This is a genomic window from Vibrio sp. 5S239 (assembly GCF_041439575.1).
GTDB lineage: Bacteria > Pseudomonadota > Gammaproteobacteria > Enterobacterales > Vibrionaceae > Vibrio > Vibrio kanaloae.
In genome coordinates this window covers 12,401-37,701 of record NZ_JBGOOM010000006.1, presented here as the reverse complement: position 1 = coordinate 37,701, position 25,301 = coordinate 12,401, and the positions used below count along the sequence as shown (strand labels likewise).

Sequence of the window (25,301 nt, the reverse complement as noted above, 5' to 3'; positions counted from 1 at the left end):
GCCTTAACCTATCCGTTCTGTCTTTATTCTTTTATTGTCTAGCCAGCTCAACGAGCCTACTGTCAAGTTCGACTAGAACTTGTAACCCCGGTGCAGCGCAACAATGCCGCCCGTTAGGTTGTAGTATTTAGTGTTTTCAAAACCCGCGTCTTGCATCATGCCTTCTAAAGTTTCTTGATTTGGGTGCATGCGGATAGATTCGGCAAGGTAGCGGTAACTGTCTGCATCATTGACAATCAGCTCACCAATTTTAGGTAACAGGTGAAAGGAGTATGCGTCATACACTTTCGATAGTGGCTCAAGTACTGGCTTCGAAAACTCCAGAACCAACAGGCGGCCGCCCGGCTTAAGTACGCGGAACATTGAACGCAATGCTTGGTCTTTATCGGTTACGTTACGCAGACAGAAGCTAATGGTAATGCAATCGAAGTAGTTGTCAGGGAATGGTAGCTCTTCAGCATTGGCTTGTACGTAGTGCACATTGCCCACAATACCGTTATCTCGCAGCTTATCACGGCCAACATTCAGCATTGAATTGTTGATATCAGCAAGAACCACGTGGCCTTTGTCACCAACAATACGCGAGAATTTCGCCGTAAGATCGCCAGTACCACCACCGAGGTCTAGAACACGTTGACCCGGGCGAACGCCACTGCAATCAATCGTGAATCGCTTCCACAAGCGGTGAACACCACCCGACATTAAATCATTCATGATGTCGTATTTAGCGGCTACAGAGTGAAATACCTCTGCGACTTTCGCGACTTTTTCGTCTTTCGCGACGGTTTCGAAACCAAAGTGTGTGGTTTCTGACTCTACTTCTGAATTTGTCTGCACGCTTGTGTCCATAATGCTGTTATCTACCATGGTAAGTTCTCATCGACAGCACACTCTCTCTTTAAGAGGCGCTGCGGCCGATTAGTTTACTTTATCCTCAGCGGGTTGTCTTTCTACTAAGGAGGCATTTTCTGAAAAAGCCTCATTTTGCGCCATTTCAGCCAAACCTATCGAAATCGGTTTTTTCACTTCAACACCCAATTGCTTGAAGCTCTCTGCCTGGCGAATCACGTTACCACGGCCTGTTACTAGCTTATTCATGGCACCTTGATAGCTTTGATTGGCTCTATCTAATGAGCTACCAAGGCCTTCCATGTCATCAACAAACAAGCGCAATTTGTCGTAAAGCTTACTCGCACGTTCCGCAATAACTTGAGCGTTCTGGTTCTGCCTGTCGTTGCGCCACAGGTTATCAATGGTACGCAGTGCCACCAGCAAGGTCGTTGGGCTAACCAAGATGATGTTTTGTTCCATCGCGTCTTTGACTAAGCTAGGGTCGGCTTGAATCGCCACTTGAAATGCCGGCTCTACCGGAATAAACATCAACACATAATCGAGGCTCTGAATGCCTTTGAGTTGATGATAATCTTTCTGGCTCAAGCCTTTGATGTGCGCTCTTAGAGAAACTAAGTGATCCCGTAGTGCAGCATCGCGTTGTTGATCAGTTTCAGCATTGAAGTAGCGTTCAAAGGCCACCAACGCCATTTTCGAATCCACCACCACTTGCTTATCTTGTGGCAGATAAACAATCACATCCGGTTGATAACGCTTGCCCGCATCGTTTTGCAGGTTCACTTGCGTTTGGTATTCATGGCCTTCGCGCAGGCCTGATTCAGCAAGCACACGAGCCAGTACCACTTCGCCCCAGTTACCTTGCTGTTTATTATCGCCCTTGAGCGCTTGAGTCAGGTTCACCGCTTCACGCGTCATGCTTTCATTCAGACGTTGCAGGTTTTTAAGTTCATGCACCAAAGTATGACGCTCTTTGGCTTCTTGGCTAAAGTTATCGTTAACCTGCTTTTTAAAACCTTCTAGCTGTTCTCTCAAAGGTGACAACAAACCTTCTAGGCTCTGCTTGTTCTGCTGATCAACCTTGGCGGTTTTAGTTTCAAATAACTGATTAGCTAAATGCTCAAACTGTTGCTTTAATCGAGATTCTGCATGCTCCAACAGCTGCAGTTTTTCATTATTGGCGAGATTTTCTTGATCGTGCCTCGCCTCTTGCTCTCGCAGCTCAGCTTCTAGCTCTGATTTATGAGCTTTAAGCACATTGATCTCATCAGCATATTGCTGGCGCTCCTGCTTAACGGCTTCAAAATAACGAAGCTTTTCCATCGCGGCCATCACCTTGCCGTGCGCTTGCTTGAGTTCAAATACCGCTTTATCTCGCTCATCATCCAGCTCATCCAACTCTTGTTGTGCCTCTGCAAGCGATAACTTGAGTTGCGCCTGTTGAGATTGATGCAACAAACGATCGGACTCAAGTTGCTGTTCAAGAAGTCGCTGTTGAAAAGAGAACTTTTGCTTTATCCACCAACCCACCACACTGCTACTGACGAGCGCGCCAGAAATTGCAGCAATAAGCGTTGCTTGATGTTCGATAATCCATTGCATGATAATGATTTAGCCTAATTGGAAATAACTCATTAAATGGTATTTTGATACTGGATAAATGTCCAGTTTGCCGTATTAAAATTCGCCAGATAGACTAAGCGCTCTGTATTAATTTCCATCAAATTAGAATGAGTTGCTATGAACGAACGTCGTGCCTTGGGCTTTGGCCTTGCTGCGGTATTGCTGTGGTCAACAGTCGCTACTGCTTTTAAGCTGACCCTTGCTGAGTTTTCACCGATTCAAATGCTGACCATCGCCAGCATTGTGTCGTCGATTGCACTGATCGCGGTTTGCGCCTTTCAAGGCAAACTTACTCAGTTGAGTACTACGTTTCTTTCCAACCCTTGGTATTACCTCCTGCTCGGTTTGGTGAACCCTCTAGCCTACTACCTGATTCTCTTTAAAGCGTATGACCTACTGCCCGCTTCTCAAGCTCAAGCCATCAACTACAGCTGGGCGATCACCCTAACCTTAATGGCAGCGGTGTTTCTAGGACAAAAGATTCGCAAACAAGATTGGATAGCGTGTACCTTCAGCTATGCCGGCGTGGTGGTGATTGCTACCAAAGGCGACGTGCTAGGCATGCAGTTCGATAGCCCACTCGGTGTGGCACTGGCGCTGCTTTCAACCTTGCTTTGGGCGGGCTACTGGATTCTCAACACCAAAAACAAGGCTGACCCTGTGGTTGGCGTACTGCTTGGGTTCTTAGTGGCATTGCCATTCGCGATTGGTTTAACCCTTTATGAAGGCGAAAGCTTTAGCCAAATCACAGCGAAAGGTTGGATGGCGGTGACTTACGTTGGTCTGTTCGAGATGGGTATTACCTTTGTCTTGTGGCTCTCAGCACTAAAACTGACCAACAACACAGCACGCATCAGTAACCTAATTTTTGCCTCGCCATTTATCTCACTGATGCTACTTTCAACCATCATTGGCGAAGAGATTCACCCGGCGACACTGTTTGGCCTAGTATTAATAATTTCCGGCTTGGTGATTCAGCAGATCAAGTTTTCAAAAAACAAGACAGTTGCTAATGAGAACTAAAAGTGTCGATTGACTGCGAAAGCCATCAACTTAGTTACTTTTCACTCTGAAATAGATACAAAAATGGCGAGTCATGTGACTCGCCATTTTTTATTCATCTGACTAAATAACTAAACCCACTGCCCTGCGGCAAAGCCAGAACTCCAACACCATTGGAAGTTGTAGCCACCCAGCCAGCCAGTTACATCCATCACTTCACCGATAAAGTAGAGGCCAGAGACACTCTTACACTCCATGGTTTTTGAAGATAGGTGATTGGTGTCTACACCGCCTAGAGTCACTTCGGCCGTGCGGTATCCTTCGGTGCCGTTTGGCGCAATTTTCCAGTTTTCTAGATGTTCTACAACGCCATTCAATTGCTTTTCATTAAACTGTTTAAGTGGCTTGTCTTCCAGCTCTTTACGATCAATCAGTACTTCAATAAAACGCTTTGGCAATACTTTCGCCAAGGTGTTTTTCAGGCTCTGGTTTGGGTGTTTCTCGCGAGAGTTTTCAAGTAGCTCCGCAACATCCACTTCGGGTACTAGGTTGATAGAGACCGATTGGCCCGCTTTCCAGAATGAAGAGATTTGCAGTACTGACGGGCCAGATAAGCCGCGGTGAGTAAACAGCAACGCTTCTTTGAATAAGGTACCATCTTGCGCGGTGATCTCGGCAGGAATCGCGATTCCTGAAAGCTCAGCAAAGGCTTCTTTGTCTTCTTTATGCAGAGTAAATGGCACCAAACCCGCAGTAGTCGGCATCACAGACAAACCAAACTGCTCGGCAATCTTATAGCCAAAAGGCGTTGCGCCGAGCTTAGGCATCGACAAACCACCTGTCGCGACAACCAATGAGTCACACTCAACTTCGTCGGTGTTGAGGTGCATCTTGAAGCCTGTATCTGTTTTTTCGATGGAGTGAACATCACAACGGTAGCGTTGTTCGACTTTCGCTTGCTTACACTCTTCAAGCAGCATGCTCACGATGTCTTTTGCGGTGTGGTTATTCACACAGAACAATTGGCCGTGATCACGCTCTTCGAACTCAATGCCGTACTTGCTCACCATCGAGATAAAATCCCAGTTGGTGTATTGAGACAGCGCTGACTTCACGAAGTGAGGATTGTTACACAGGAAGTTGTTTGCTGAAACATCATAGTTAGTGAAGTTACAACGGCCGCCACCTGAGATTAAAATTTTTCTGCCTGGTTTCTTTGCATGATCAACCACCAGCACTCGTCGGCCGCGTTTACCCGCTTCCGCAGCACACATTAAGCCCGCGGCGCCCGCACCAATTACGATTACATCAAATTTTTCACTCATTGTGGTTCTGCTTTTCTTCACTTTTGCAGCCCGAGTACGCCCTGTTCTCGAAATGCGGTCAATAAAAAAGGATGTGCATAAACAGCACATCCTTACTTGTTGCTCGCTATTTTAGCGGCAATTTTCAACTTTGCAATTGATGTTCAATTGTACAAATCGCAAGCATCAATATGTTCACTGATTGGATACGAGACCTACAACCAAAATCCAGATCACGCTTAAACGATGAACGAAGATAGTAACGTTACACCCAGCAAAGAGACAGAAAGTATAAATAGCTGCCTCACTCGATCACATTTCGATGTGAAAACTTCATCATGGTGATGGTGATATTCTTTGCTTTTTATGTAACTAAACAAGCGAACCTGTTTGGTCATATTGCCATGGGTTGTGAAAAAACCGCCTCCGTCTACTTGTTGATAAAGCAGAGGGTGCGCTTCTCGCATAATATAAATAAGTGTTCGTAGCGCAGTAAAATAACGCAACCAGTTCACACATGTCACAACCATTAGTGCAAATAGAATAGTGTCGCCGCTGATCATCCTTTCCTCCCTACATCTTCATCAGAAAACTCGGAAGAAAAAGATAATCAGTGTCTTTCTCTTACTACCTAAACAGCAGGAGTTTCCATAATTGAAGATGAACCATCTTTTGCCAATTGCGCTAAGTCTTTATCAATAAAGAACAGTGCTTTACCGTCTTCACCAACAAGTTCTAGCTTATCTAATACACCTTTAAATAATTTTTCTTCTTCGTGTTGCTCTGCAACGTACCATTGCAAGAAGTTAAAGGTTGAGTAATCTTGTGTGCTAAAAGCGACGTGAGCGAGTTTGTTGATTTTTTGAGTAATCATTTGCTCATGTTCATAAGTTTCACGGAACACTGCACCAAGGCTATCAAATTCATGTTTTGGCGCTTCAATCGCACCTAGAATTGGCATCGCACCCGTTTCACTTACGTAAGTGAAAAGACGTTGCATGTGTCCCATTTCTTCTACTGCATGAACACGCAGAAACTCTGCTGCACCTTCAAATCCTTTGTCTTCACACCAAGCACTCATTTGTAAGTATAGATTGGATGAGAAAAATTCGAGGTTAATTTGATCGTTCAGTTGCTCAACCATTGTTTTAGACAGCATTTCGGTCTCCTAATTACATCCGTTATTTTCTCTATCATATCACTATTTAATGAATATCTCGCAGGCCATTAGTTAACCAATATTTCCCTCTTACTACGCAAGACGATGGATATGAGATCACTCTGGCAAAAAAAGGTATCACATAGTGCTAATCTTTAACTAGACAATGAATAGGGAGGTAGCGATATGAGTTACAAACATATTTTGGTTGCGGTCGATTTATCTGAAGACAGTAAACGACTCGTCGATAAAGCGGTTGTATTGGCTAAACCATTGGGTGCAAAAGTCTCTTTTATCCACATCGATATTAATTATGCCGAGCTTTATACTGGGCTGATTGATATCAACATGGCAGAAACTCAGCACAATGCGATGGAAGCATCACGAGTTCAATTACAAAGTTTTGCTGAACACGCTCAGTACCCAATCGCTCATACTTTAGTAGGCAGCGGTGACTTGAGTCATGAACTGTGTGACACCATCAACGAGTTTAATGTTGATCTAGTGGTCTGCGGACATCACCAAGATTTTTGGAGCAAGCTGCTTTCTTCAACACGACAACTGATCAACGCATCACCGGTTGATATGCTGGTCGTGCCTCTAAGAGATTCAGAAGACTAATGATTTAAGGTTAGGTAACATACAGCTCATATCTTATTAACGAAGTTTTTGTATGAGCTATTTAGCTGGTGTTACCCTCCTGTGGGCCTTCTCATTTAGCCTGATTGGCGTCTACCTTGCTGGTCAGGTTGATTCTTGGTTTTCTGTTTTAATGCGCGTCGCCCTTGCTGGCATCGTATTTCTTCCTTTCCTTAAGTTCCGTGGCGTCTCGCGTAAGTTGATCGCTAAATTGATGGCAATTGGTGGTATCCAGCTTGGTCTGATGTACTGCTTCTACTATCAATCTTTCTTGCTACTATCTGTGCCTGAAGTCCTTTTGTTTACCGTTTTCACGCCAATTTACGTCACGCTGATTTATGACTTTCTAAAAGGGCAGTTTTCACCGTGGTATTTGGTAACAGCAGCGACGGCAGTACTTGGAGCCATTTTCATTAAGTTTGCGGGAATCAACGACAATTTTTTAGTCGGTTTCTTAGTCGTGCAAGGCGCTAACCTGTGCTTTGCTATCGGGCAAGTAGGCTATAAAGTGGTAATGGAGAAGGAATCGACTGAACTACCGCAAAGAACGGTCTTTGGTTACTTTTACTTAGGTGCGTTATGCGTCGCTTCGGTTGCTTTCATGCTACTGGGCAACGCTGAGAAGTTGCCAACGACCACACTTCAATGGGGAATCCTGATTTACCTTGGCTTGATAGCCTCGGGGCTGGGTTACTTTATGTGGAATAAAGGCGCATGTATGGTGAATGCAGGCGCACTGGCCGTAATGAATAATGCCTTAGTTCCAACCGGCCTTGTAGTGAACATCCTGATTTGGAATAGGGATGTTGACCTGGTTCGACTTGCCATTGGTGGCTGCGTTATCTTGTTTTCTCTATTCCTCAATGAGACCTGGGTGAAGAAGCGCGTAGCGAGATCCGCAAGCAACGTTTAACCGTTCGATTGGGTTGAACAGATTGTGGCTACCCCAGAATGCAAAAGAGTGACCTAAGGTCGCTCTTTTTAAATAAACTTATCATCTTCAGTATTAGTGAATATGGTTTGCTACCAACGATTGGCTTTCTGTGAAAACAACGTCATCAAGTTGTAGGTTGATGCGTTCCAGTTTGCTTTCCATCTTCTGACTTTTCTTAAACAGCTTTTGCTGCTTCTTAATCATCTTCGCCAATTTCTTATTGTACTTCTCTTGCTTCTTCGCGGCTTTTTTCGCTCGCTTAAGCTCTTTTTTCTGACCGTTGCTCGCCATGAGCTTTTTCAGCTTGGCTTTTTTCAATGATGGTTTTTTAGCAATGCTTACCACGCTAGGATCGAACATTTGTACGGCAGAATCAGGCGCATCTACAACCTCAACAAGCGTTATTTCAGGCTTAGGCAGCGTTTCAGCTAACAGGCCACACACCACTTTCTCTTCGATGGGTTTGCTTTGACAACCAAGCGGTGGAATTGCAGTCGGTTTGCATAGGTTCGCTTGATCTGCCGATGAACGCGCACAAGAACGACACACAAACTTGGGTTCAGTGACCAAGCTGTGGATCTCACCTAGGTGTTCGGTAATATCTCGACGGTTTAACTTACAAAAGCGTTTAGCCATGCTACAACTCCAGCTAAGAATAATAATGATTCTTAGTTAGATATACATCCGTAACGCGACTATCGCAAGTGTTAAATGGTAATTTATCGTATTTATGACGGGGAATTTTCTTAGCGTGTCGCTAAGTTATTGATGCTTTAACTGAGTAATTGATACTTTACCTAGGTCATTGATGCTTTCACATACACATCAAAACGGTTCTTTTTGGTTTCGATCGCCATGCTTGGCTTTTGCTCGTCTAACCACGCGGCGTAATCAGGTCTTTTAACCACAACGCGTTTTGATGCGAGCTTAAGAGCAGGTTGTAATAAAGCATCAGCATCCATATCAGCGCCGACCAAAGATTGGAATACGCGCATCTCTTTTTTAACCAAAGCCGATTTCTTTTTGTTTTCAGGGTGTGGGTACATAGGGTCGAGGTAAACCACATCTGGTTGCTTGAAATTAGGATCATCACAGAGCTTATTTAAAGCGTCATGACTTGAAGCGTGAATCAACGTCATACGTTCGCTTACCCAACCACCAATATCCGGATCTTGCTGCGCACGTTGTAAGCCATCATCAAGCAACGCGGCCACGACAGGATGACGCTCTACCATTTGTACTTTACAGCCCAACGAGGCCAACACAAACGCGTCACGTCCTAAACCGGCCGTGCCATCGAGGATAGTCGGTGTTGCTCCTTTGTTTAAACCTGCCGCCTTGGCAATCGCCTGGCCTTTACCGCCACCAAACTTACGTCTGTGACCAACTGCGCCTCCTACTAAATCCACAAAGATAGCGCCCAACTTCGGTTCGTTTACTTTGCGTAACTCAAGTCGCTCGCTCGTTAATACCAACGCAAAATCGCTGTTTTCATCATGAGATAAATGCCAACGGGTCGCTAGGTCATTTAAATGATCGATTTGGGTAGCATCTTCGCAAATCAGTTGTAGTTGCAAGGTCGTCTCCAACAGACTGTAGTATTCAAATAAAAGAGGCAACCAGTTTACCTGATTGACTCAACAATACATATTAACGGTGTAAAAAGGATGAATACGTAAAAACGATGAGTAAGGAAAAACACTCATGATGCTTAGCGTTCATCACAAAGCTATACTCACTCACTAAGTCCAAATGTTATAGAAAGCGCTCTTGCTGTAACTCTTCGACTAATTCTTCAAGTGGCTTAGGCTTACCTATGATGTAGCCCTGCGCATAGTTAACACCAAGCTCGAGCAGTTTGTCGATCACCTGAGTGTTTTCAACGAATTCAGCCACCGTATATTTGCCCATCTGCTTAGCTAGGTCGTTGATAGAACGAACCATCACGTGGTCCATCTCGTTGACATCAATATCACGTACAAACAAACCATCGATTTTCACAATATCGACCGGTAGCTTCTTCAGATACCCAAACGACGATAACCCTGAACCGAAATCATCCAGTGCAATCATACAGCCCAGCTCTTTAATTCTCGTAAAGAACTTGATCGCCTGTTTCATGTTACTCATTGCGGCCGTTTCAGTGATCTCTAAACAAATTTTATGGCTCGGTATTGACGAGTTTTTGAGGTTATCAATCAAGAACTCGACAAACTCTCGATTACCCATCGAATGACCAGACAAATTGATTGAGCACATTCCAAGCTCATCAATAACCTGGGGCCGTTGCTCCAACCAACTCAATGTCAGGCTTACCACTTTTCGGTCAATCAGGTGTGCAATGTTGTATCGCTCTGAAGCGGGCATGAAGATACCCGGAGAGATGTACTCCCCATCAACATTCTTAATCCGAACCAAGATCTCGAAATGCATTTTCTCGCAATCTATATCTAAGCCTAGAATACGCTGTGCAAATAGCTCTAAGCGATCATTGGCCAATGCTTCATGCACCAAGTTCACGCTCTCCATCTCCAAATGACGGCGACGAAGGTCTTCATCATCTTGATGATAAAGGTGGTAGCGGTTACGTCCCTCCTCTTTGGCCACATGACAAGCAGCATCAGCCTGAGCATGCACCATCTGCGGTGAGGAGGCAGTATGGTCAATCAATCGAAGGCCGATAGAGCAAGTGAGGTTGAGACGAATATCCCTCCATACAAATGAATTCTCACTCATCATAGAGATAATGCTACGACACACATTGAGCGCATCTCGCTCGGTGCAGTCTTTGATTAACACGGCAAATTCGTCACCACCCATGCGCGCCAATAACGCATTATAGGGCAGCACATCTTCTAACAGTTTTGCACTAAACAAGATCGCAGCATCGCCCGCTTCATGCCCTGCGGTATCATTCAACACCTTCAGTTGGTCTAAATCTAGGAACAACATCGCATGAGTTCGCATGTGGCTTTCGACCTCTTTAAGCGCCTTTTTCAGCTCTTGCTCAAAGTGGTTGCGGTTAAAAGTGTCAGTCAACAAGTCGTACTGTGCTTGATACTCTAACTTTTCTGACAGCTCGTGTGTTTCAGTAATGTCTTCACCCACAATCAACAGCTGATCAGACTCAACCAACGGGCGAATATTTTCTCTAATCCAGATTCTACTGCCATCAGCATGACGATATTCAATATCACGGCGCCACACACCGCGGATTTTATGCTGCGGTTGCAATAAAATATTACGTGGAGTCATCGCATTCTCATCAACGTAGAACTCTCGAGGGCGATGGCCCAATAACTGTTTCAATGAATAACCCAACAACTTTTCAGCAAACTGATTCACTTGTTGGATGCGGTTGTGACCATCTAGCGTAATCATCATTACCGGTTGTTTGTCATAATACAGCTTTAGGTTTGCTTCACGCTGGAACAGTTTATTCTCAACAAGCTTACCCGACGTAACGTCACGAGCTTCAAATAAGAACTGAATATCATCCCCTTCGCTTATCGGCATTGGCTTTAATGAGATGTCCAATACCATTGCGCCGCGATCACGACACCACACTTCGGCTTCAAATCGCAAAGCCTGATGTTCGTCTTTAGAGATAAAATATTCCTTTAGCCGCTGCTTTGCAGAATCTTCCCAGTGTTGATGGTTTTGAAGAGGCGTCCCCAATTTATAGCCTTGGTTGTAAAGAAGTTCATGCAATTTACTATTACTAGACAACAGCACACCAGCCTCATCGATAATCCCCATAAACTGTAAACTCTGGTCGAATATCGACTCAAGTAGCCGTTGGCTCTGACGGCTCGTTCTCTCACTTTTCTTGAGACGATTAAGGTAATAAACCAAGATCGCGATGACGCTCGACATCGTTAGAAACAGCAAACCTATGGTCTGAATTTCATCGCGGTAGCGAGTCAGGAATGATTTGGGCTTATTGAAGAAAGCCACCGAGGCTTCATTCTCAGCACCCAAGTCCCAGCGTGAGATTTGTTGGTAATCAAGTTTGATTTCTGGGGCGCCAGCAACCACTTTCGGCAAAGGTTCATCCGGGTTATCGAGCACATTCAGCAACACTTGCCCTGTACCTCGCCCTTGTGTCTTACCACGGTGAATGACACCGCCAATAGCACCATACCCAAGCCCCAAATCATGCACGATATACAATGGTATCTGAGCTTTTTTGTTAAGCTGGCGCCAGTCCTCATTACTGCTGACTCGGCCGTTGATATCTCGGTAGTAAGCCCAAAACAGCAGGCTTTTTGTAATATCAGCGCGTTGAGCGAACGTCATCAGTTCTTGATAAGAGTCGGGCTTATATTGCTCTACCAACCTAGAAAACTCAGGACGCTTTTCTAGGAATAGATCCACTTGAGCGCGAATAGCTTCACCCGTTACCGAATGATCAGTGACCACATATATTTTTTCCACTGTCGATTGAAGTCGCTTGATCAGCTCTACATTGCTTGCTATATCAATATCTTCGGTGATACCCGTCGCATTCAAACCTTCTATCATTTGTGGAGAGAAATTGTTGATGCCACCAAAAATAACAGGCGTGCCATTGAGCTCAGGCGCTAAGCGCTTCATCAGGTTAAGGGCGTTGTTATCACTGACCACCACAGCGGTAAACTCTTCATGCGACAGCTTGGTACGGTATAGCTGATAAATTCGCTCTAAGTATTCCGTGTTTTGAGTACGCTTGCTATCGAGATAAACGACACGATAAGACAGGCCGTCACGGTCGAGTTCTTCAGCCAACCCTTCATGGAAATCATCTGTCCAGACAAAACCTTGATGATAAGAGTGAATGACCAATACATCTTTTGTCTGTGCTGAAGTAAAAACACTCCAACACATCAAAACTAATAACAACGAAAATCGCACTGTATTCACCCTAACACTATAGTTACTGCTAATATTATCACCCTTGGCTATGATGTGTACTCTAGCCGGTATGTTTTCATTCAATCTAAGGATTACGCATGTCCACAACAACCGCTCGTCTAGATGACCTAGACCGTGCCATTCTCAAAACTTTAATGGAAGATGCGCGAACGCCTTATGCTGAAATGGCAAAGCAGTTTGATGTCAGCCCAGCCACGATTCATGTTCGTATCGAAAAGATGAGAGCGGCTGACATTATTGAGCGTACCGAGGTTGTGGTAAACACCAAAAAATTAGGTTACGACGTATGCTGCTTTATTGGCATCAATCTCAATGCCGCTCGCGATTACCATTCAGCCATCGACAAGCTCAATGCTTTAGAGGAAGTGGTAGAGGCGTACTACACCACAGGCGCCTATAATATTTTTGTCAAATTGATGTGTAAATCGATCGAAGAACTGCAGTTTGTATTGATCGATAAGCTGCAAGCGATCGATGAAGTTCAGTCGACCGAGACCCTAATTTCATTGCAGAACCCTATCAATCGCAATGTGAATCCATAGCATTGATTCAGCTTAATGTAGACAAAAAAAGAGCCTCTAACGTAGAGGCTCTTTTCGCTATTAACTCGTAATGAAAGCTAATTAACTCGCAATAGAACTAAGCAACTACCACCGTTACGGAAATGATAGCAATTACGCGTTGATTCCCGCATGACGCAACATTGCATCAATGTTTGGCTCACGACCTCGGAAGCGTTTGAATAGCTCCATTGGCTCTTCACTGCCACCCATTTCAAGGATGTTACTCAGAAAGCGATTACCGGTTTCTGTATTGAAGATGCCTTCTTCTTCAAATGCAGAGAACGCATCGGCTGAAAGCACTTCTGCCCATAGATAGCTGTAGTAACCTGCACTGTAGCCACCAGCAAAGATGTGGCCAAAGCTATGCGAGAAACGGTTCCAATCAAGGCTTGGTAGTACCGATACCTTAGATTTCACATCGGCTAGCGTCTCTAATACGCGAGCCCCCACTTCTGGATCGTATTCTGTGTGTAGCGTGAAATCGAACAAACCAAACTCTAGCTGACGCAGGATAAACATTGCAGATTGGAAGTTCTTCGCCGCTAGCATCTTCTCGAGCATCTCTTTTGGTAAGGCTTCACCCGTTTCGAAATGACCAGAGATAAACGACAGCGCCTCTTCTTCCCAACACCAGTTCTCTAGGAATTGACTTGGCAGCTCAACGGCATCCCAAGGCACACCATTGATACCCGAAACTGCACCCGCTTCTACTTGCGTCAGCATGTGGTGGATACCGTGACCGAATTCGTGGAATAAGGTCACTACTTCATCGTGAGTAAACAGTGCTGGCTTATCACCAACTGGCTTGTTGAAGTTACACGTTAGGTAAGCAACTGGCGTTTGTAGCTCGCCAGATTCGGTAATACGACGACCACGACAGTCATCCATCCAAGCACCACCACGTTTGTGCTCACGTGCGTATAGGTCTAGATAGAAGCTACCGCGCAGTGCGCCAGTCGCGTCAAAGATATCAAAGAAGCGCACTGAGTCATGCCATGTGTCGACACCTTCACGCTCTGTTACCGACATACCAAACACACGGTTTAGTACCTCAAACAGGCCTGATACAACATTGGATTCAGGGAAGTAAGGGCGAAGCTCTTCATCAGAGATCTCAAATAGATTCTGCTTCTGTTTTTCGCTGTAGTAAGCAATGTCCCATAGGTTTAGCTCAGACACACCAAACTCTTTCTCAGCAAACTGACGTAGCTCTTCGACTTCGCGCTCACCTTGTGGTTTCGCTTTTACGGCTAGGTCATTGAGGAAACCGAGCACTTGATCCGGCGTTTCAGCCATTTTGGTCGACAGTGATTTTTCGCTGTAGGTGTTGAAGCCAAGCATGCGTGCAACTTCGTGACGCAGTTTAAGTTGCTCGGTGATGATCTCTGTGTTGTCCCACTTACCTGCATTTGGACCACGATCAGAAGCACGCGTTACGTACGCTTCATAAAGCTCTTTACGCAGTTCTTGGTTATCACAGTAAGTCATCACAGGTAGGTATGATGGGATATCTAGAGTCAGTAGGTAACCTTCTTGCTCTTTAGACTCCGCCGCTGCTTTCGCTGCAGCTAACGCAGATTCAGGCATGCCCGCCAGTTCAGCCACGTCTGTGATCTGCTTGCTCCAACCCATGGTTGCATCAAGTACATTATTCGAGAATTGAGAACCTAGCTCAGACATGCGCTTGCTGATCTCGCCGTAACGATGCTGTTCGTCTGCAGGTAAGCCAATGCCCGACAGTTCGAAGTCGCGCAGTGCGTCAGTAATGGTTTTTTGCTGAGCTCGATTCAGTGCCGAGAATGCTTCACTCGCCTTGATCGCTTTGTACGCTTCAAACAAACCTTTGTGTTGACCCACCCAAGTACCGTATTCAGATAGAGCAGGCAAACAGCTCTCATACGCGTCACGTAGCTCATCACTGTTCACGACAGAATTCATATGGCTTACAGGTGACCAAATGCGGCTTAAACGATCGTCCACTTCTTCAATCGGAGCAACGAGGTTGTCCCAGCTTGGTGAAGTATTACCTTCAAGTACTTGTTCTATCTTGTTGCGACACGCTTCAATCACTTGCTCAACTGCTGGCTTAACGTGCTCAGGCTTGATTTGTGAAAACGGAGGTAAGTCCGTGAAGGTTAATAGCGGATTAGACATATAAACATTCCTTTGGCTTTAGAGACTTTCGTCTTTTTTGTAATGAGGTCGTCTTACAGTCATCAGGCTAAAGTTCGCCTAAAAAAATCACCTGCGAATAGTTATTAAATAGTGCCCAACAAGGCAAATTTCAATAGTAGAACCAATAACTAACTGCATATTGCGAACGACTGTTCCCGAATTGTTCGAGAATTTATAGTCCATTGAGGGTTATAATAGTCAGATTCACCCCACCTACACTAACCACACTCTAAATCGAGAGTGTTACGAGAGTTTAATTTGTTAAGTTATCGCCACAGCTTCCACGCGGGCAACCATGCCGACGTAGTAAAGCATATCGTACAGAGCCTTATTCTTAATTCTTTGAAACAGAAAGATAAGCCTTTTGTTTATCATGACACTCACTCTGGTGTAGGTCGTTACGACTTAACGCATGAATGGTCTGAAAAAACCGGTGAATACAAGCAAGGTATTGCACGCGTCTGGGAACAAACAGAACTTCCTGAAGATATTCAAAGCTACCTTGAGTCTATCTCAGCACTCAACAATGGCGAAAAACTGCGTTTCTACCCGGGCTCTCCACGTGTTGCCCGCGCGCACCTGCGCGACCAAGACCGCATGGTACTGACTGAGCTTCACCCAGCCGATCACCCTCTGCTTGAGCAAGAGTTCCACCGCGATCGTCAGGTATCTATCTACAAAGAAGATGGCTTCCAACGCCTAAAAGGCAGCCTGCCACCTAAAGAACGTCGTGGTTTGGTACTTATCGACCCACCTTACGAGCTGGCAAAAGAGTATCGCGATGTGGTGACTGCGATTGCTCAAAGTCATAAGCGCTGGGCAACCGGTATCTACGCAATTTGGTACCCGGTAGTAAACCGCTGTGATATAGAAGATATGATCGAAGGACTGGAAGGATTAGGCATCAACAAGATTCTACAAATCGAACTGGGCGTATCACCAGATACCAACGAGCGTGGCATGACAGCATCAGGCATGATTGTTATCAACCCGCCTTGGAAGCTAGAAAGCCAAATGAACGAGATTCTTCCATTCTTGAAGGAAGCAATTGCGCCGGCGACCGGTCACTTCAAAGTAGAGTGGATCGTACCCGAGTAATCTCGAACTTAACGTCATAATCTAACGAATATTCAGCAGATTGTGACGTACACGAATAAATTTCAAACAGGGTGATTGAGTTCAACCGATCTGCCCTCAATATAATAATTAGACAATTTAAGAATCTATAGGACGTAGGTATCCAGTGCGCTCACTGTAACTACAGCCTTCAATAAATGGAGAAAGTAATGGCAACTCATTTTGATTACATCTGTATCGGCGGCGGTTCAGGCGGCATCGCATCAGCTAACCGCGCAGCTATGCACGGTGCAAAAGTTGCACTTATCGAGGCACAAGACCTTGGTGGTACATGTGTAAACGTTGGTTGTGTTCCTAAAAAAGTAATGTGGCACGGTGCTCAGGTTGCTGAAGCGATCAACCTATATTCGGAAGATTACGGCTTCGACGTTGAGGTAAAAGGCTTCAACTGGAGTAAGTTGGTTGAAAACCGCCAAGCGTACATTGGTCGTATCCACCAATCTTACGATCGCGTTTTGGGTAACAACAAAATAAACGTAATCAAGGGCTTCGCTAAGTTCGTTGACGAGAAGACTGTTGAAGTAAACGGCGAACACTACACTGCAGATCACATCCTGATCGCAGTAGGTGGTCGTCCAACGATTCCAAACATCCCAGGCGCAGAATACGGCATCGACTCAAACGGTTTCTTCGATCTAATGGAGCAACCAAAACGTGTTGCTGTTATCGGTGCAGGTTACATCGCAGTAGAAATCGCAGGCGTACTAAGTGCACTTGGCACAGAAACACACCTGTTCTGCCGTAAAGAGTCTCCACTACGTAGCTTCGACCCAATGATCATCGAAACATTGGTTGAAGTAATGGAAGCGGAAGGCCCAACACTTCACACACACTCAGTACCTAAAGAAGTTGTGAAAGAAGCAGACGGCACGCTGACTCTACACCTAGAGAACGGCAACACTCAAAACGTTGACCACCTAATCTGGGCTATCGGCCGTCACCCAGCGACTGACGCTATCAACCTAGCGTCAACTGGCGTTGAAACTAACGACCGTGGCTACATCAAAGTAGACGAGTTCCAAGCAACGAATGTTCCTGGCATCTACTGTGTTGGCGACATCATGGAAGGCGGTATCGAGCTAACTCCTGTTGCTGTTAAAGCAGGTCGTCAGCTTTCTGAGCGTCTATTCAACGGTCAAACCAACGCGAAAATGGACTACAAGCTCGTTCCTACTGTTGTATTCAGCCACCCACCTATCGGCACAATTGGTCTAACGACTCAAGAGGCTGAAGAGCAATACGGCAAAGACAACATCAAGGTATACACGTCTGGCTTCACTGCTATGTACACAGCAGTAACCAAGCACCGTCAACCTTGTAAGATGAAGCTAGTATGTGCTGGTGAAGAAGAGACAGTCGTTGGCCTACACGGCATCGGTTTCACGGTTGACGAAATGATTCAAGGCTTCGGCGTTGCAATGAAGATGGGCGCAACCAAAGCAGACTTCGACTCTGTTGTAGCGATTCACCCAACGGGCTCTGAAGAGTTTGTTACCATGAGATAATCAACGCCTTCCGTTGATAACTTTTAGAAGCAGGCCTTGAGCCTGCTTTTTTATGTCCACTCAGAACCTGAGTGTTTCTTTTATCTATTAAGAACAAAAAATTACTTAACGCACATCACGTTAAGCAGTGAAGAACCTTTTAGCTGATTCACGTTCCCGTTAGTAAACAGACCTTTCTTATCTGCGCCCCAATAAGGTAGATGCATTGGCCAATTCTGGTTTTCCATAACCGATGAACCAAGAATGCTCTGCCATTGCTGATCACTCATCAATTTCATGCCAATTTGCTTACACACTAGCTCAGCACTTCCAAAATCTAAACGGCTCCAAGGTTTACCTTGTTCCATGTAAAACTGTTGCTTATGATCAACTAAATAAGGAATGGCATATTTACTACCCGCAACGTTTGCTGTCACTCGGATTTCGATATCAAGGTCATTGTCAGGGCTTGTGCCACTGCTTGGAAAAGCTTGAATTGCAGCGACACTCGTTGCCGCTTGAGTTGCAACCACAGGTTTCGGTACTGGTTTTGGCTTTGCCGGAGTTGCAGGCTTAACCGCTTTTGATTGTGCCGCTTTCGCAACGATAGGTTGTGATGAGGTTTTCGACTTATCGACCATGCGAATAAAAGCTTCACCGTAACCAGGGACCTTACGCACCTGAGCTAGGTCTTTTCTCGCATCAGAGAAGGTAGAGTATGGGCCAATTAAGCAACGATAGTCGCCACTTTCTGGCTTCATCCAAACGTTAGTCGAAATTTTTTCATAAAGAGGTTTCGCTCGGCCTAATGATAAAGGCTCATTTAACAAGCCACATTGAACCCAAAACAACTCGTTTTCTGAATGACGTTTAGGGGCTTTTTTTCCCCATACACCCTTACCGATAGGACATGATTGTTCTAACTGTGGTAATTGATTAGTACTGGCTTGAGTCGCATCACATAGGACCGATTCCGCATTAACCTGGCTCGATACTAAAAGGGATACCGCGATAAGCCCCATACGATAATTTTCACTCACAACACAGCGTACAGCATTCATTGTCAACTTCATAACCACCACTTAAACCCTTTCGGGCTAATTGTTACCGACTCTATATCGATAAAACATGAATTCCATTTTAAGTATTATTGACCATACCAATAATCTATAGTTCCAGAGTCATTAAGCAAAAAAAGAGCCGTAATTGCTTACGGCTCTTAGTTTAGTGACTTTTTTTGTCAAAAATCAATCTGTGCTATCACCCTTTATAAATTTTAGGGTTAAACACATCACGTAACCAGTCACCCAATAAGTTAATTACTAGAACTAATGTTACCAAAAGCACACCTGGGAATGCTGTGATCCACCATGCTCCTGAGAAGATATAGTTAAAACCAGTACTGATCAGAGCACCCAGTGACGGTTGGTCTACCGGAAGGCCTAAGCCTAGGAAAGAAAGTGCCGCTTCTGACATGATGGCATTTGCCACCTGTACCGTAGAGATAACCAAGATCGGTGATAAACAGTTCGGTAGAATATGACGGAACATGATGCGAGGTGCTCTGAAGCCCATCACACGCGCCGCCTCTACGTACTCTTTCTTCTTCTCTGCCAAGACTGATGCTCGAATGGTTCGTGCATACTGAGGCCATTCAGCAATACCAATGATCACCACTAGCATTACAACCGCATATTGTGCATAGAAGTCACTACCGAAACTTGCCTTAAAGATAGCCGAGACAATGATCGCGACCATCATGGTTGAGAACGAAAGCTGAACATCAGCAAAACGCATCAGGAAGCTATCGATACGACCACCGAAGTAACCCGCAGAAAGACCAATGATGATACCGAGTGTTAGCTGAAGGCCAACCGCTAAGAAACCAATCGTCAATGAAAGACGCGAGCCGTAAAGCATGGTCGACAGAATGTCACGACCTTGCTCATCGGTGCCCAATAAGAAACGCTCTTCGCCGTCTTCCATCCAAGATGGTGGTAACTCAGAATCCATGATGTCGATTGAGGTCACGTCATATGGATCCATTGGCGCTAAAATCGGCGCCGCTAGAGCCATCACTAGGAAAGCTGCAAAGACCGCAAAGCTGAACATTGCCACTTTGTCGCGCAAGAAGTAGTACAGAATGTCTGACTGCTTGAATCGCTCCCAACGAGATGGAGCTGTTGTTGTGTGTTCCATGATTATGCTCCTTTCCCTGTAATATTCACTGTTGGGTTAATGATGCCGTAAAGCAGGTCAACAATGGTGTTCGTTACTACGAAGATCAGACCAACGAAGATAACGTATGCGGTAATCAGTGGAGTATCCACTCGGTTAATCGCTTCAAGGAATAGGAAGCCGGTACCCGGCCATTGGAATACAGTTTCAGTTAGAATGGTGTAAGCCACCATCGTACCGATTTGAACACCACCTACCGTGAGTACTGGCAGCATTGTGTTTTTCAAAGCGTGTTGGTAGTAAATCTTGTTCAGCGCTAGGCCTTTTGCTTTACCAAACTTGATGTATTCAGAGCTCAGAACCTCGAGCATTTCAGAACGTACTAGACGAATGAACAGCGGCAGCATGATAGATGCCAGAGCAATACTCGGCAGCACTAAGTGCGCAAGGCCATCTAGCGTTAAGAAGCCAGATTCCCACCCAAACCAGTTTGCGGTATCACCCCGCCCGAATGACGGTAGCCAACCGAGTTCGATAGAGAACACATACATCAGCATGATTGCGGTTAAGAAAACCGGCACAGAGATGCCGATACTACTGCCCGCCATCACGAGCTTGGTGAAGAAACTTTTTGGATGTATTGCAGAATAAACACCAAGTGGGATCGACAGACAAACAATGATCAGAGAAGCGCCCAACACCAGTTCCAGTGTCGCGACCAGTTTATCTAAAATCACATCCACTGCAGGACGTTTAAAGAAATATGAAGTACCAAGATCGCCTTGTAGAGCAGCGCCTATAAAGCGAGTGTATTTTGTAACGAAGGGATCATTTAAGCCGAGTTCATCACGCAGCGCTTGACGCTCCGATTCTGAAACAGATTGACCGACTAACTCACGCAACGGGTCGCCCAGGTTATCCTGAATGGCAAACGCCACCAAACTGATCACAAACATCACTATCAGTGCCTGAAACAGGCGCTTGACCAGAAACGTAACCATTCCTTGCCCCTTATCTATCCATGACTATCTAATCGAACTCCGCGACTAGACAACAAAAAATTCAGTCTTAAAAAAGTATTTAGCCAGACTGAAGGAAAACCAAATATCAAAACTTAAATCTATTTCTTAATAATTTGAGAGCCTGAAAAGCTTCAGGCTCTCGATTCTAGCAAGCTAGATTATTTTACAACTAGGTCGCCAAAGTAAGGCATAACCATTGGGTTTACTATGTCAGCTGCACCTACGTTAGACTTCGCGCCCCACGCTTCACTCTGCCAGTGTAGAGGTACGAATACCGCATCGTTGTAAAGAGTCGCTTCAACGCCTTTCAACATCTTAGAGCGCTTAACCGGGTCTGTTTCAGTGTTAGAAGCTTCTACAATTGCATCCATTTCAGGGTTTGAGTAGCCAGAACAGTTGTATTGACCACGACCAGTCTCTTCGTTACGAGTCATTGTTAGGAATTCGTTGAAGTTCGCTGAATCTTCGGTATCTGAGTGCCAGCCGATCATCATCATGTCTGCTGAACATAGGTCAAACTCAGGCCAGTACTGTGCTTTAGGCATCGTTTTAAGATCAACTTTGATACCAATCTTAGACAGCATTGCTGCAGACGCTTGCGCTACTTTCGCATCGTTCACGTAACGGTTGTTTGGTGCTGCCATAGTTAGTGTAAAGCCATCTTCGTAGCCCGCTTCTTTCATCAGCTCTTTCGCTTTTTTCAGGTCGTAACGAGGCACTAGCTCTTCGTTGTGACCCGCGTAACCTGTTGGGCTTTGCTGACCAGCCGCTGTCGCGAAACCTTTCATGATTTTCTTAACAATACCTTCATTGTTAATCGCATGAACGATTGCTTGACGAACACGTACGTCTTTCAACGCTTCGTTGCTGTTTTGGTTCATTTGAAGCGTAATGATACGAGTACCAGGCAGCGTTACTAAATCGATGTTCTTAGCATTCTTAACACGCTTATGATCGTTTGGTGCGACTGGGTGAATCATATCAACGTCACCAGAAAGAAGCGCGGCTACACGCGTTGCGTCTTCTTTGATTGGCACAAGTGTTAGCTTGTCTACGTTGCCGTCAGACTCTGTGTCCCAGTAATCGTTGAAACGCTCAAACGTTACTTTTACGCCTTGCTCACGCTGCGTTACGATGAATGGGCCTGTACCTGAAACGTTAGTCGAAGCGTACGAGTTACCGTGCTTAACTAGTTCAGACTTGTCTTTCCCTTCCGCAGTTTGACCAGAGTAGAACTTGCTGTCCATTGGGAAGATGTAAGTTGCTGTTTGTAGTACTAGTGGGTAAGCCGCTTTTGATACTAGCTCAACTGTGTAGTCATCCACTTTTACCATTTTTTCGTATGGCGTGAAGATAGACTTAAAGTCTGGAGAAGCTTGTAGACGATCAAAAGTCCACACAACATCATCAGCAGTCAGTTCGTTACCAGAGTGGAATTTCACACCTTTACGTAGGTTGAAGCGGAAAGTCGTTTCATCAATACGCTCCCAGCTCGATGCTAGGCGGCCTTCAAAACCCATCTCTTGTGTGAAACGTACTAGAGGGTCAAACACCATGTGAGACATTTGCAGTGTACCACCAGACAACTGCTCGTGCGGGTCAAGTGATACTGGGTCAGCTGCGTAGCCAACAGTAATATCTGCGGCTGCTACACTAAAGCTTAGGCCAGCTGCCATCAAAGCTACTGCTAATTTGCTTTTCATGGTTTTCATTGCATAACTCCTTCATGCGGGAATCCAGATCCCTAGTTGTTGTATGTGCGTCTGTTTATTTTTGTTAGCAAGCTAAACTCCAGCCTGCTGATTTTATGTTGCGGCTTGTGCCACTGCTTTTTCTTCTCTTAAACCCGTAAATTCAGGCATTAAAGAAATTAGGTGTTTGCTGTATTCATGTTGAGGCGATTGGAACAGCTGCTCTGTTGGCGCTACTTCCAGTAATTCCCCCATTTGCATCACGCCAACACGATCACACATTTGGCGAATAACTGGTAAATCGTGACTGATGAACAGCATGGTTAGGTTGAGCTCGTCTTGCAGGTCTTTCAATAGATTAAGGATCTGAGCCTGTACTGACACATCCAGCGCAGAGGTAGGTTCATCACAAATTAATAGACGAGGACGAGTTGCCAGAGCGCGAGCAATAGAGATACGCTGACGTTGGCCACCTGAGAATTCGTGCGGGTACTTCACCCCTGACATCTTGCCTAAACCAACGTGATCAAGCAGGTCGTTCACGATCTGACGAGTTTCATTCTCGTTACGAGTCAGCTTATGGAATCGGATAGGTTCCGCAATGATGTCGAATATTTTCATTCGAGGGTTCATTGATGTGTATGGGTTTTGGAAAACCATCTGCATTTGGCGACGCATTGGACGACGCTCTTTCTCAGACTTAAGCCCTGTCAGATCAATCCCTTCAAAAGTCACTTTGCCTGAGTTTGGTGCGTACAAACCAGCAATAACACGAGCAATCGTTGATTTACCTGAACCTGATTCACCGACTAGACCAAACGTTTCGCCTTCATGTACTTCAAAGCTGACGTTATTTGACGCTTGAACGTACTCACGACGGCTCTCAAAGAAGGAATCTTTAGTGGTGAAGCGCAAGTTTACGTTTTCAACGTTCAGCAGTGGACCAGTGTAATCACGATGATCTTGGCTTTGACCTAACCAGTGGTTTTTCACATCAAGTGGTGCCATCTCTTGCGCTTCTTCGATGTAGCTCACGGTAGGGAAACGATCGAGTTTACGATCTGAACGCGGAACCGCTGAAATAAGACTGTGTGTGTAGGGGTGCTCAGGAGTACCCAGAACTTTCGCTGTTGGGCCAAACTCAACTAAATCACCACGATACATGACGGCTACGCGATCAGTAACGTTAGATACTACGCCCATGTCGTGCGTGACTAACATGCAACCCACGTTTTTCTTAATACATAGCTCGCGAATCAAGCCCAAGATTTGGTCTTGGATTGACACATCCAGTGCCGTTGTTGGTTCATCGGCAATGATAAGGTCAGGTTCACCTGCCAAGGCGATCGCGATAACCACACGCTGACGCATACCACCAGAGAATTGGTGTGGGTATTGCTTTAAACGATTTTCTGGTTGCGGGATACCCACTTGGTTCATCAAGTCTAATGAGCGCTGGTAGGCTTCTTGATCTGAAACCTTCATGTTGGCATGAATCGTCTCTTTTAACTGCTGCTCTACGGTGAATAGAGGGTTTAGAGACGTCATTGGATCTTGGAAGATAAAACCAATCTTTGAGCCGCGAACAGAACGCATCTGTTCAGGAGATAGACCTGAGACTTTTTCGCCATCCAGAAATACCTCGCCGCTAGCAATACGGCCGGGAGGGCTCAGCAAATCGATCACAGCATTACCTACTGTTGATTTACCTGCACCAGACTCGCCTACAACACCAACAATCTCACCACGTTCAATACTGAACGAGAGTGATTTAACCGCGGCGTGAACTCCATGACGAGATGGGTATTCGATACGAAGATTTTTTACTTCTAAAAGTGACATTACCAGACCTCTACTGCTTTGGCAGCTTTCTGCCCTGTCTGCAAAATTGAATCCATTCTTACCAGAATATTGTTCTGATATTTTATACGGTTGACAATTTGGCAAATAATTCACAGAAAAGCAACAAAAATAGGATAAAAAGTCGACATCAAACGCTTAATAGGCAAAAGTAGCACATAAATATTCACATAAGGAGCATATAGTAATAAAAATCAACATTATATTATCGGCGATAAATTCTCACAAACCCCATACAACTACTTACTTGTAGAGCTAAACTTATGGCTAAAAGCAGATCTCACTATTAGTCACTAAAAACAAATAATTATTCCAAAAAACAATTAACACTATAGAAACAAACTCTACATTTTACACTTTAAGCAAACAAAACAACTAGATAGGAATATATAAGCCAGATATTTAACCACCCACATAGCTACAGTAAATATAAAACAACAAACCTAAAAGCTTGATAAATTAGATGATATTTTGAGGTATTTGACCGAAAGAAAGTTGTCAGATATAGCCCTTAGTGACCAAATCCGGGGCCAAGTTTCTCTTTTCACAAAATCCGTAGACCAAACACATTAATTTGTCGAATTATTGAGCGGTTATTTTAGATAAAACTAGATATAGATCTTTGAGTTTAATAAAGCGCTCCTCTCTATGAAAACGCAATAATTGAGAAAGTCGAAGGTGGGATACCTGTATATGAGGGGGATCTTACTGAAGAGGTACCAAGAGAGTAGCCTAACTCGATTCGCTCCTGCCATCAGAAACAATAA

The 25,301-nt window shown here is 45.0% G+C and carries 20 protein-coding genes; 6 read left to right on the top strand and 14 right to left on the bottom strand.

The window, feature by feature from the left end:
- Window positions 1-72 precede the first annotated feature (72 nt).
- Together ubiE and rmuC are read right to left on the bottom strand one after the other, a co-directional pair.
- Window positions 73-852 (bottom strand): bifunctional demethylmenaquinone methyltransferase/2-methoxy-6-polyprenyl-1,4-benzoquinol methylase UbiE, encoded by a 780-nt coding sequence (ubiE, locus tag ACED48_RS06750; protein ID WP_029626870.1) that lies wholly within the window; start codon window positions 850-852, stop codon window positions 73-75.
- Window positions 853-918: 66 nt separating this feature from the next.
- Complete coding sequence (rmuC, locus tag ACED48_RS06745; RefSeq protein ID WP_017055570.1) at window positions 919-2,451, bottom strand: DNA recombination protein RmuC; 1,533 nt, start codon at window positions 2,449-2,451, stop codon at window positions 919-921.
- A gap of 138 nt (window positions 2,452-2,589) precedes the next feature.
- Between rmuC and ACED48_RS06740 the strand changes: the two genes are divergently transcribed.
- On the top strand, window positions 2,590-3,495 hold the full coding sequence (locus tag ACED48_RS06740; RefSeq protein ID WP_017055569.1) for a DMT family transporter: 906 nt from the start codon (window positions 2,590-2,592) through the stop codon (window positions 3,493-3,495).
- 110 nt (window positions 3,496-3,605) lie between these two features.
- Here the strand turns inward: ACED48_RS06740 and ACED48_RS06735 are convergent, their stop codons facing one another.
- From ACED48_RS06735 to ftnA, 3 genes are all read right to left on the bottom strand, one after another.
- Window positions 3,606-4,799: an NAD(P)/FAD-dependent oxidoreductase gene (locus ACED48_RS06735; RefSeq protein ID WP_017055568.1), complete on the bottom strand. Its 1,194-nt coding sequence runs from the start codon at window positions 4,797-4,799 to the stop codon at window positions 3,606-3,608.
- Between the two features lie 218 nt (window positions 4,800-5,017).
- Window positions 5,018-5,341 (bottom strand): universal stress protein UspB, encoded by a 324-nt coding sequence (gene uspB, locus ACED48_RS06730; RefSeq protein ID WP_017055567.1) that lies wholly within the window; start codon window positions 5,339-5,341, stop codon window positions 5,018-5,020.
- 68 nt (window positions 5,342-5,409) lie between these two features.
- Window positions 5,410-5,937: a non-heme ferritin gene (gene ftnA / locus ACED48_RS06725; protein WP_017055566.1), complete on the bottom strand. Its 528-nt coding sequence runs from the start codon at window positions 5,935-5,937 to the stop codon at window positions 5,410-5,412.
- A 186-nt stretch (window positions 5,938-6,123) separates the two neighbouring features.
- Here ftnA and uspA point away from each other — a divergent pair, with 186 nt between their 5' ends.
- The gene (uspA, locus tag ACED48_RS06720) at window positions 6,124-6,558 is read left to right on the top strand and encodes a universal stress protein UspA (RefSeq protein ID WP_017055565.1); all 435 of its coding nucleotides are present in this window, start codon (window positions 6,124-6,126) and stop codon (window positions 6,556-6,558) included.
- Between the two features lie 52 nt (window positions 6,559-6,610).
- Window positions 6,611-7,489 (top strand): carboxylate/amino acid/amine transporter, encoded by an 879-nt coding sequence (locus ACED48_RS06715; protein WP_017055564.1) that lies wholly within the window; start codon window positions 6,611-6,613, stop codon window positions 7,487-7,489.
- 93 nt (window positions 7,490-7,582) lie between these two features.
- On the opposite strand, the gene ACED48_RS06710 is transcribed toward ACED48_RS06715, so the two are convergent.
- From ACED48_RS06710 to ACED48_RS06700, 3 genes are all read right to left on the bottom strand, one after another.
- Entirely contained in the window at window positions 7,583-8,146 is a 564-nt protein-coding gene (locus ACED48_RS06710; protein WP_017055563.1) for a hypothetical protein, read from the bottom strand.
- A gap of 161 nt (window positions 8,147-8,307) precedes the next feature.
- Entirely contained in the window at window positions 8,308-9,087 is a 780-nt protein-coding gene (locus ACED48_RS06705) for a class I SAM-dependent methyltransferase (protein ID WP_017055562.1), read from the bottom strand.
- 178 nt (window positions 9,088-9,265) lie between these two features.
- Window positions 9,266-12,376 carry an EAL domain-containing protein gene (locus ACED48_RS06700; protein ID WP_017055561.1) on the bottom strand — a complete coding sequence of 1,037 codons (3,111 nt, stop codon included), beginning with the start codon at window positions 12,374-12,376 and terminating at the stop codon, window positions 9,266-9,268.
- 125 nt (window positions 12,377-12,501) lie between these two features.
- On the opposite strand from ACED48_RS06700, the gene asnC reads away from it, so the two are divergent.
- Complete coding sequence (asnC, locus tag ACED48_RS06695) at window positions 12,502-12,966, top strand: transcriptional regulator AsnC (protein WP_017055560.1); 465 nt, start codon at window positions 12,502-12,504, stop codon at window positions 12,964-12,966.
- A 132-nt stretch (window positions 12,967-13,098) separates the two neighbouring features.
- Here the strand turns inward: asnC and prlC are convergent, their stop codons facing one another.
- A complete protein-coding gene (prlC, locus tag ACED48_RS06690) occupies window positions 13,099-15,141 on the bottom strand; it encodes an oligopeptidase A (protein ID WP_017055559.1) in 2,043 nt (680 codons plus the stop codon).
- A 279-nt stretch (window positions 15,142-15,420) separates the two neighbouring features.
- On the opposite strand from prlC, the gene ACED48_RS06685 reads away from it, so the two are divergent.
- Complete coding sequence (locus ACED48_RS06685; protein WP_010433428.1) at window positions 15,421-16,260, top strand: 23S rRNA (adenine(2030)-N(6))-methyltransferase RlmJ; 840 nt, start codon at window positions 15,421-15,423, stop codon at window positions 16,258-16,260.
- A 188-nt stretch (window positions 16,261-16,448) separates the two neighbouring features.
- The gene (gene gorA, locus ACED48_RS06680; protein ID WP_017055558.1) at window positions 16,449-17,804 is read left to right on the top strand and encodes a glutathione-disulfide reductase; all 1,356 of its coding nucleotides are present in this window, start codon (window positions 16,449-16,451) and stop codon (window positions 17,802-17,804) included.
- Between the two features lie 101 nt (window positions 17,805-17,905).
- Here gorA and ACED48_RS06675 read toward each other — a convergent pair whose 3' ends face one another.
- The 5 genes from ACED48_RS06675 to ACED48_RS06655 form a co-directional block, all read right to left on the bottom strand.
- Window positions 17,906-18,856 (bottom strand): SPOR domain-containing protein, encoded by a 951-nt coding sequence (locus tag ACED48_RS06675; RefSeq protein WP_017055557.1) that lies wholly within the window; start codon window positions 18,854-18,856, stop codon window positions 17,906-17,908.
- 187 nt (window positions 18,857-19,043) lie between these two features.
- Complete coding sequence (locus ACED48_RS06670; RefSeq protein WP_017055556.1) at window positions 19,044-19,982, bottom strand: ABC transporter permease; 939 nt, start codon at window positions 19,980-19,982, stop codon at window positions 19,044-19,046.
- Between the two features lie 2 nt (window positions 19,983-19,984).
- Window positions 19,985-20,962: an ABC transporter permease gene (locus ACED48_RS06665; RefSeq protein WP_017055555.1), complete on the bottom strand. Its 978-nt coding sequence runs from the start codon at window positions 20,960-20,962 to the stop codon at window positions 19,985-19,987.
- 179 nt (window positions 20,963-21,141) lie between these two features.
- Window positions 21,142-22,695, bottom strand: coding sequence for an ABC transporter substrate-binding protein (locus tag ACED48_RS06660; protein WP_017055554.1), 1,554 nt, complete (start codon window positions 22,693-22,695; stop codon window positions 21,142-21,144).
- Window positions 22,696-22,788: 93 nt separating this feature from the next.
- The gene (locus ACED48_RS06655) at window positions 22,789-24,516 is read right to left on the bottom strand and encodes an ABC transporter ATP-binding protein (protein ID WP_017055553.1); all 1,728 of its coding nucleotides are present in this window, start codon (window positions 24,514-24,516) and stop codon (window positions 22,789-22,791) included.
- Window positions 24,517-25,301: the final 785 nt, after the last annotated feature.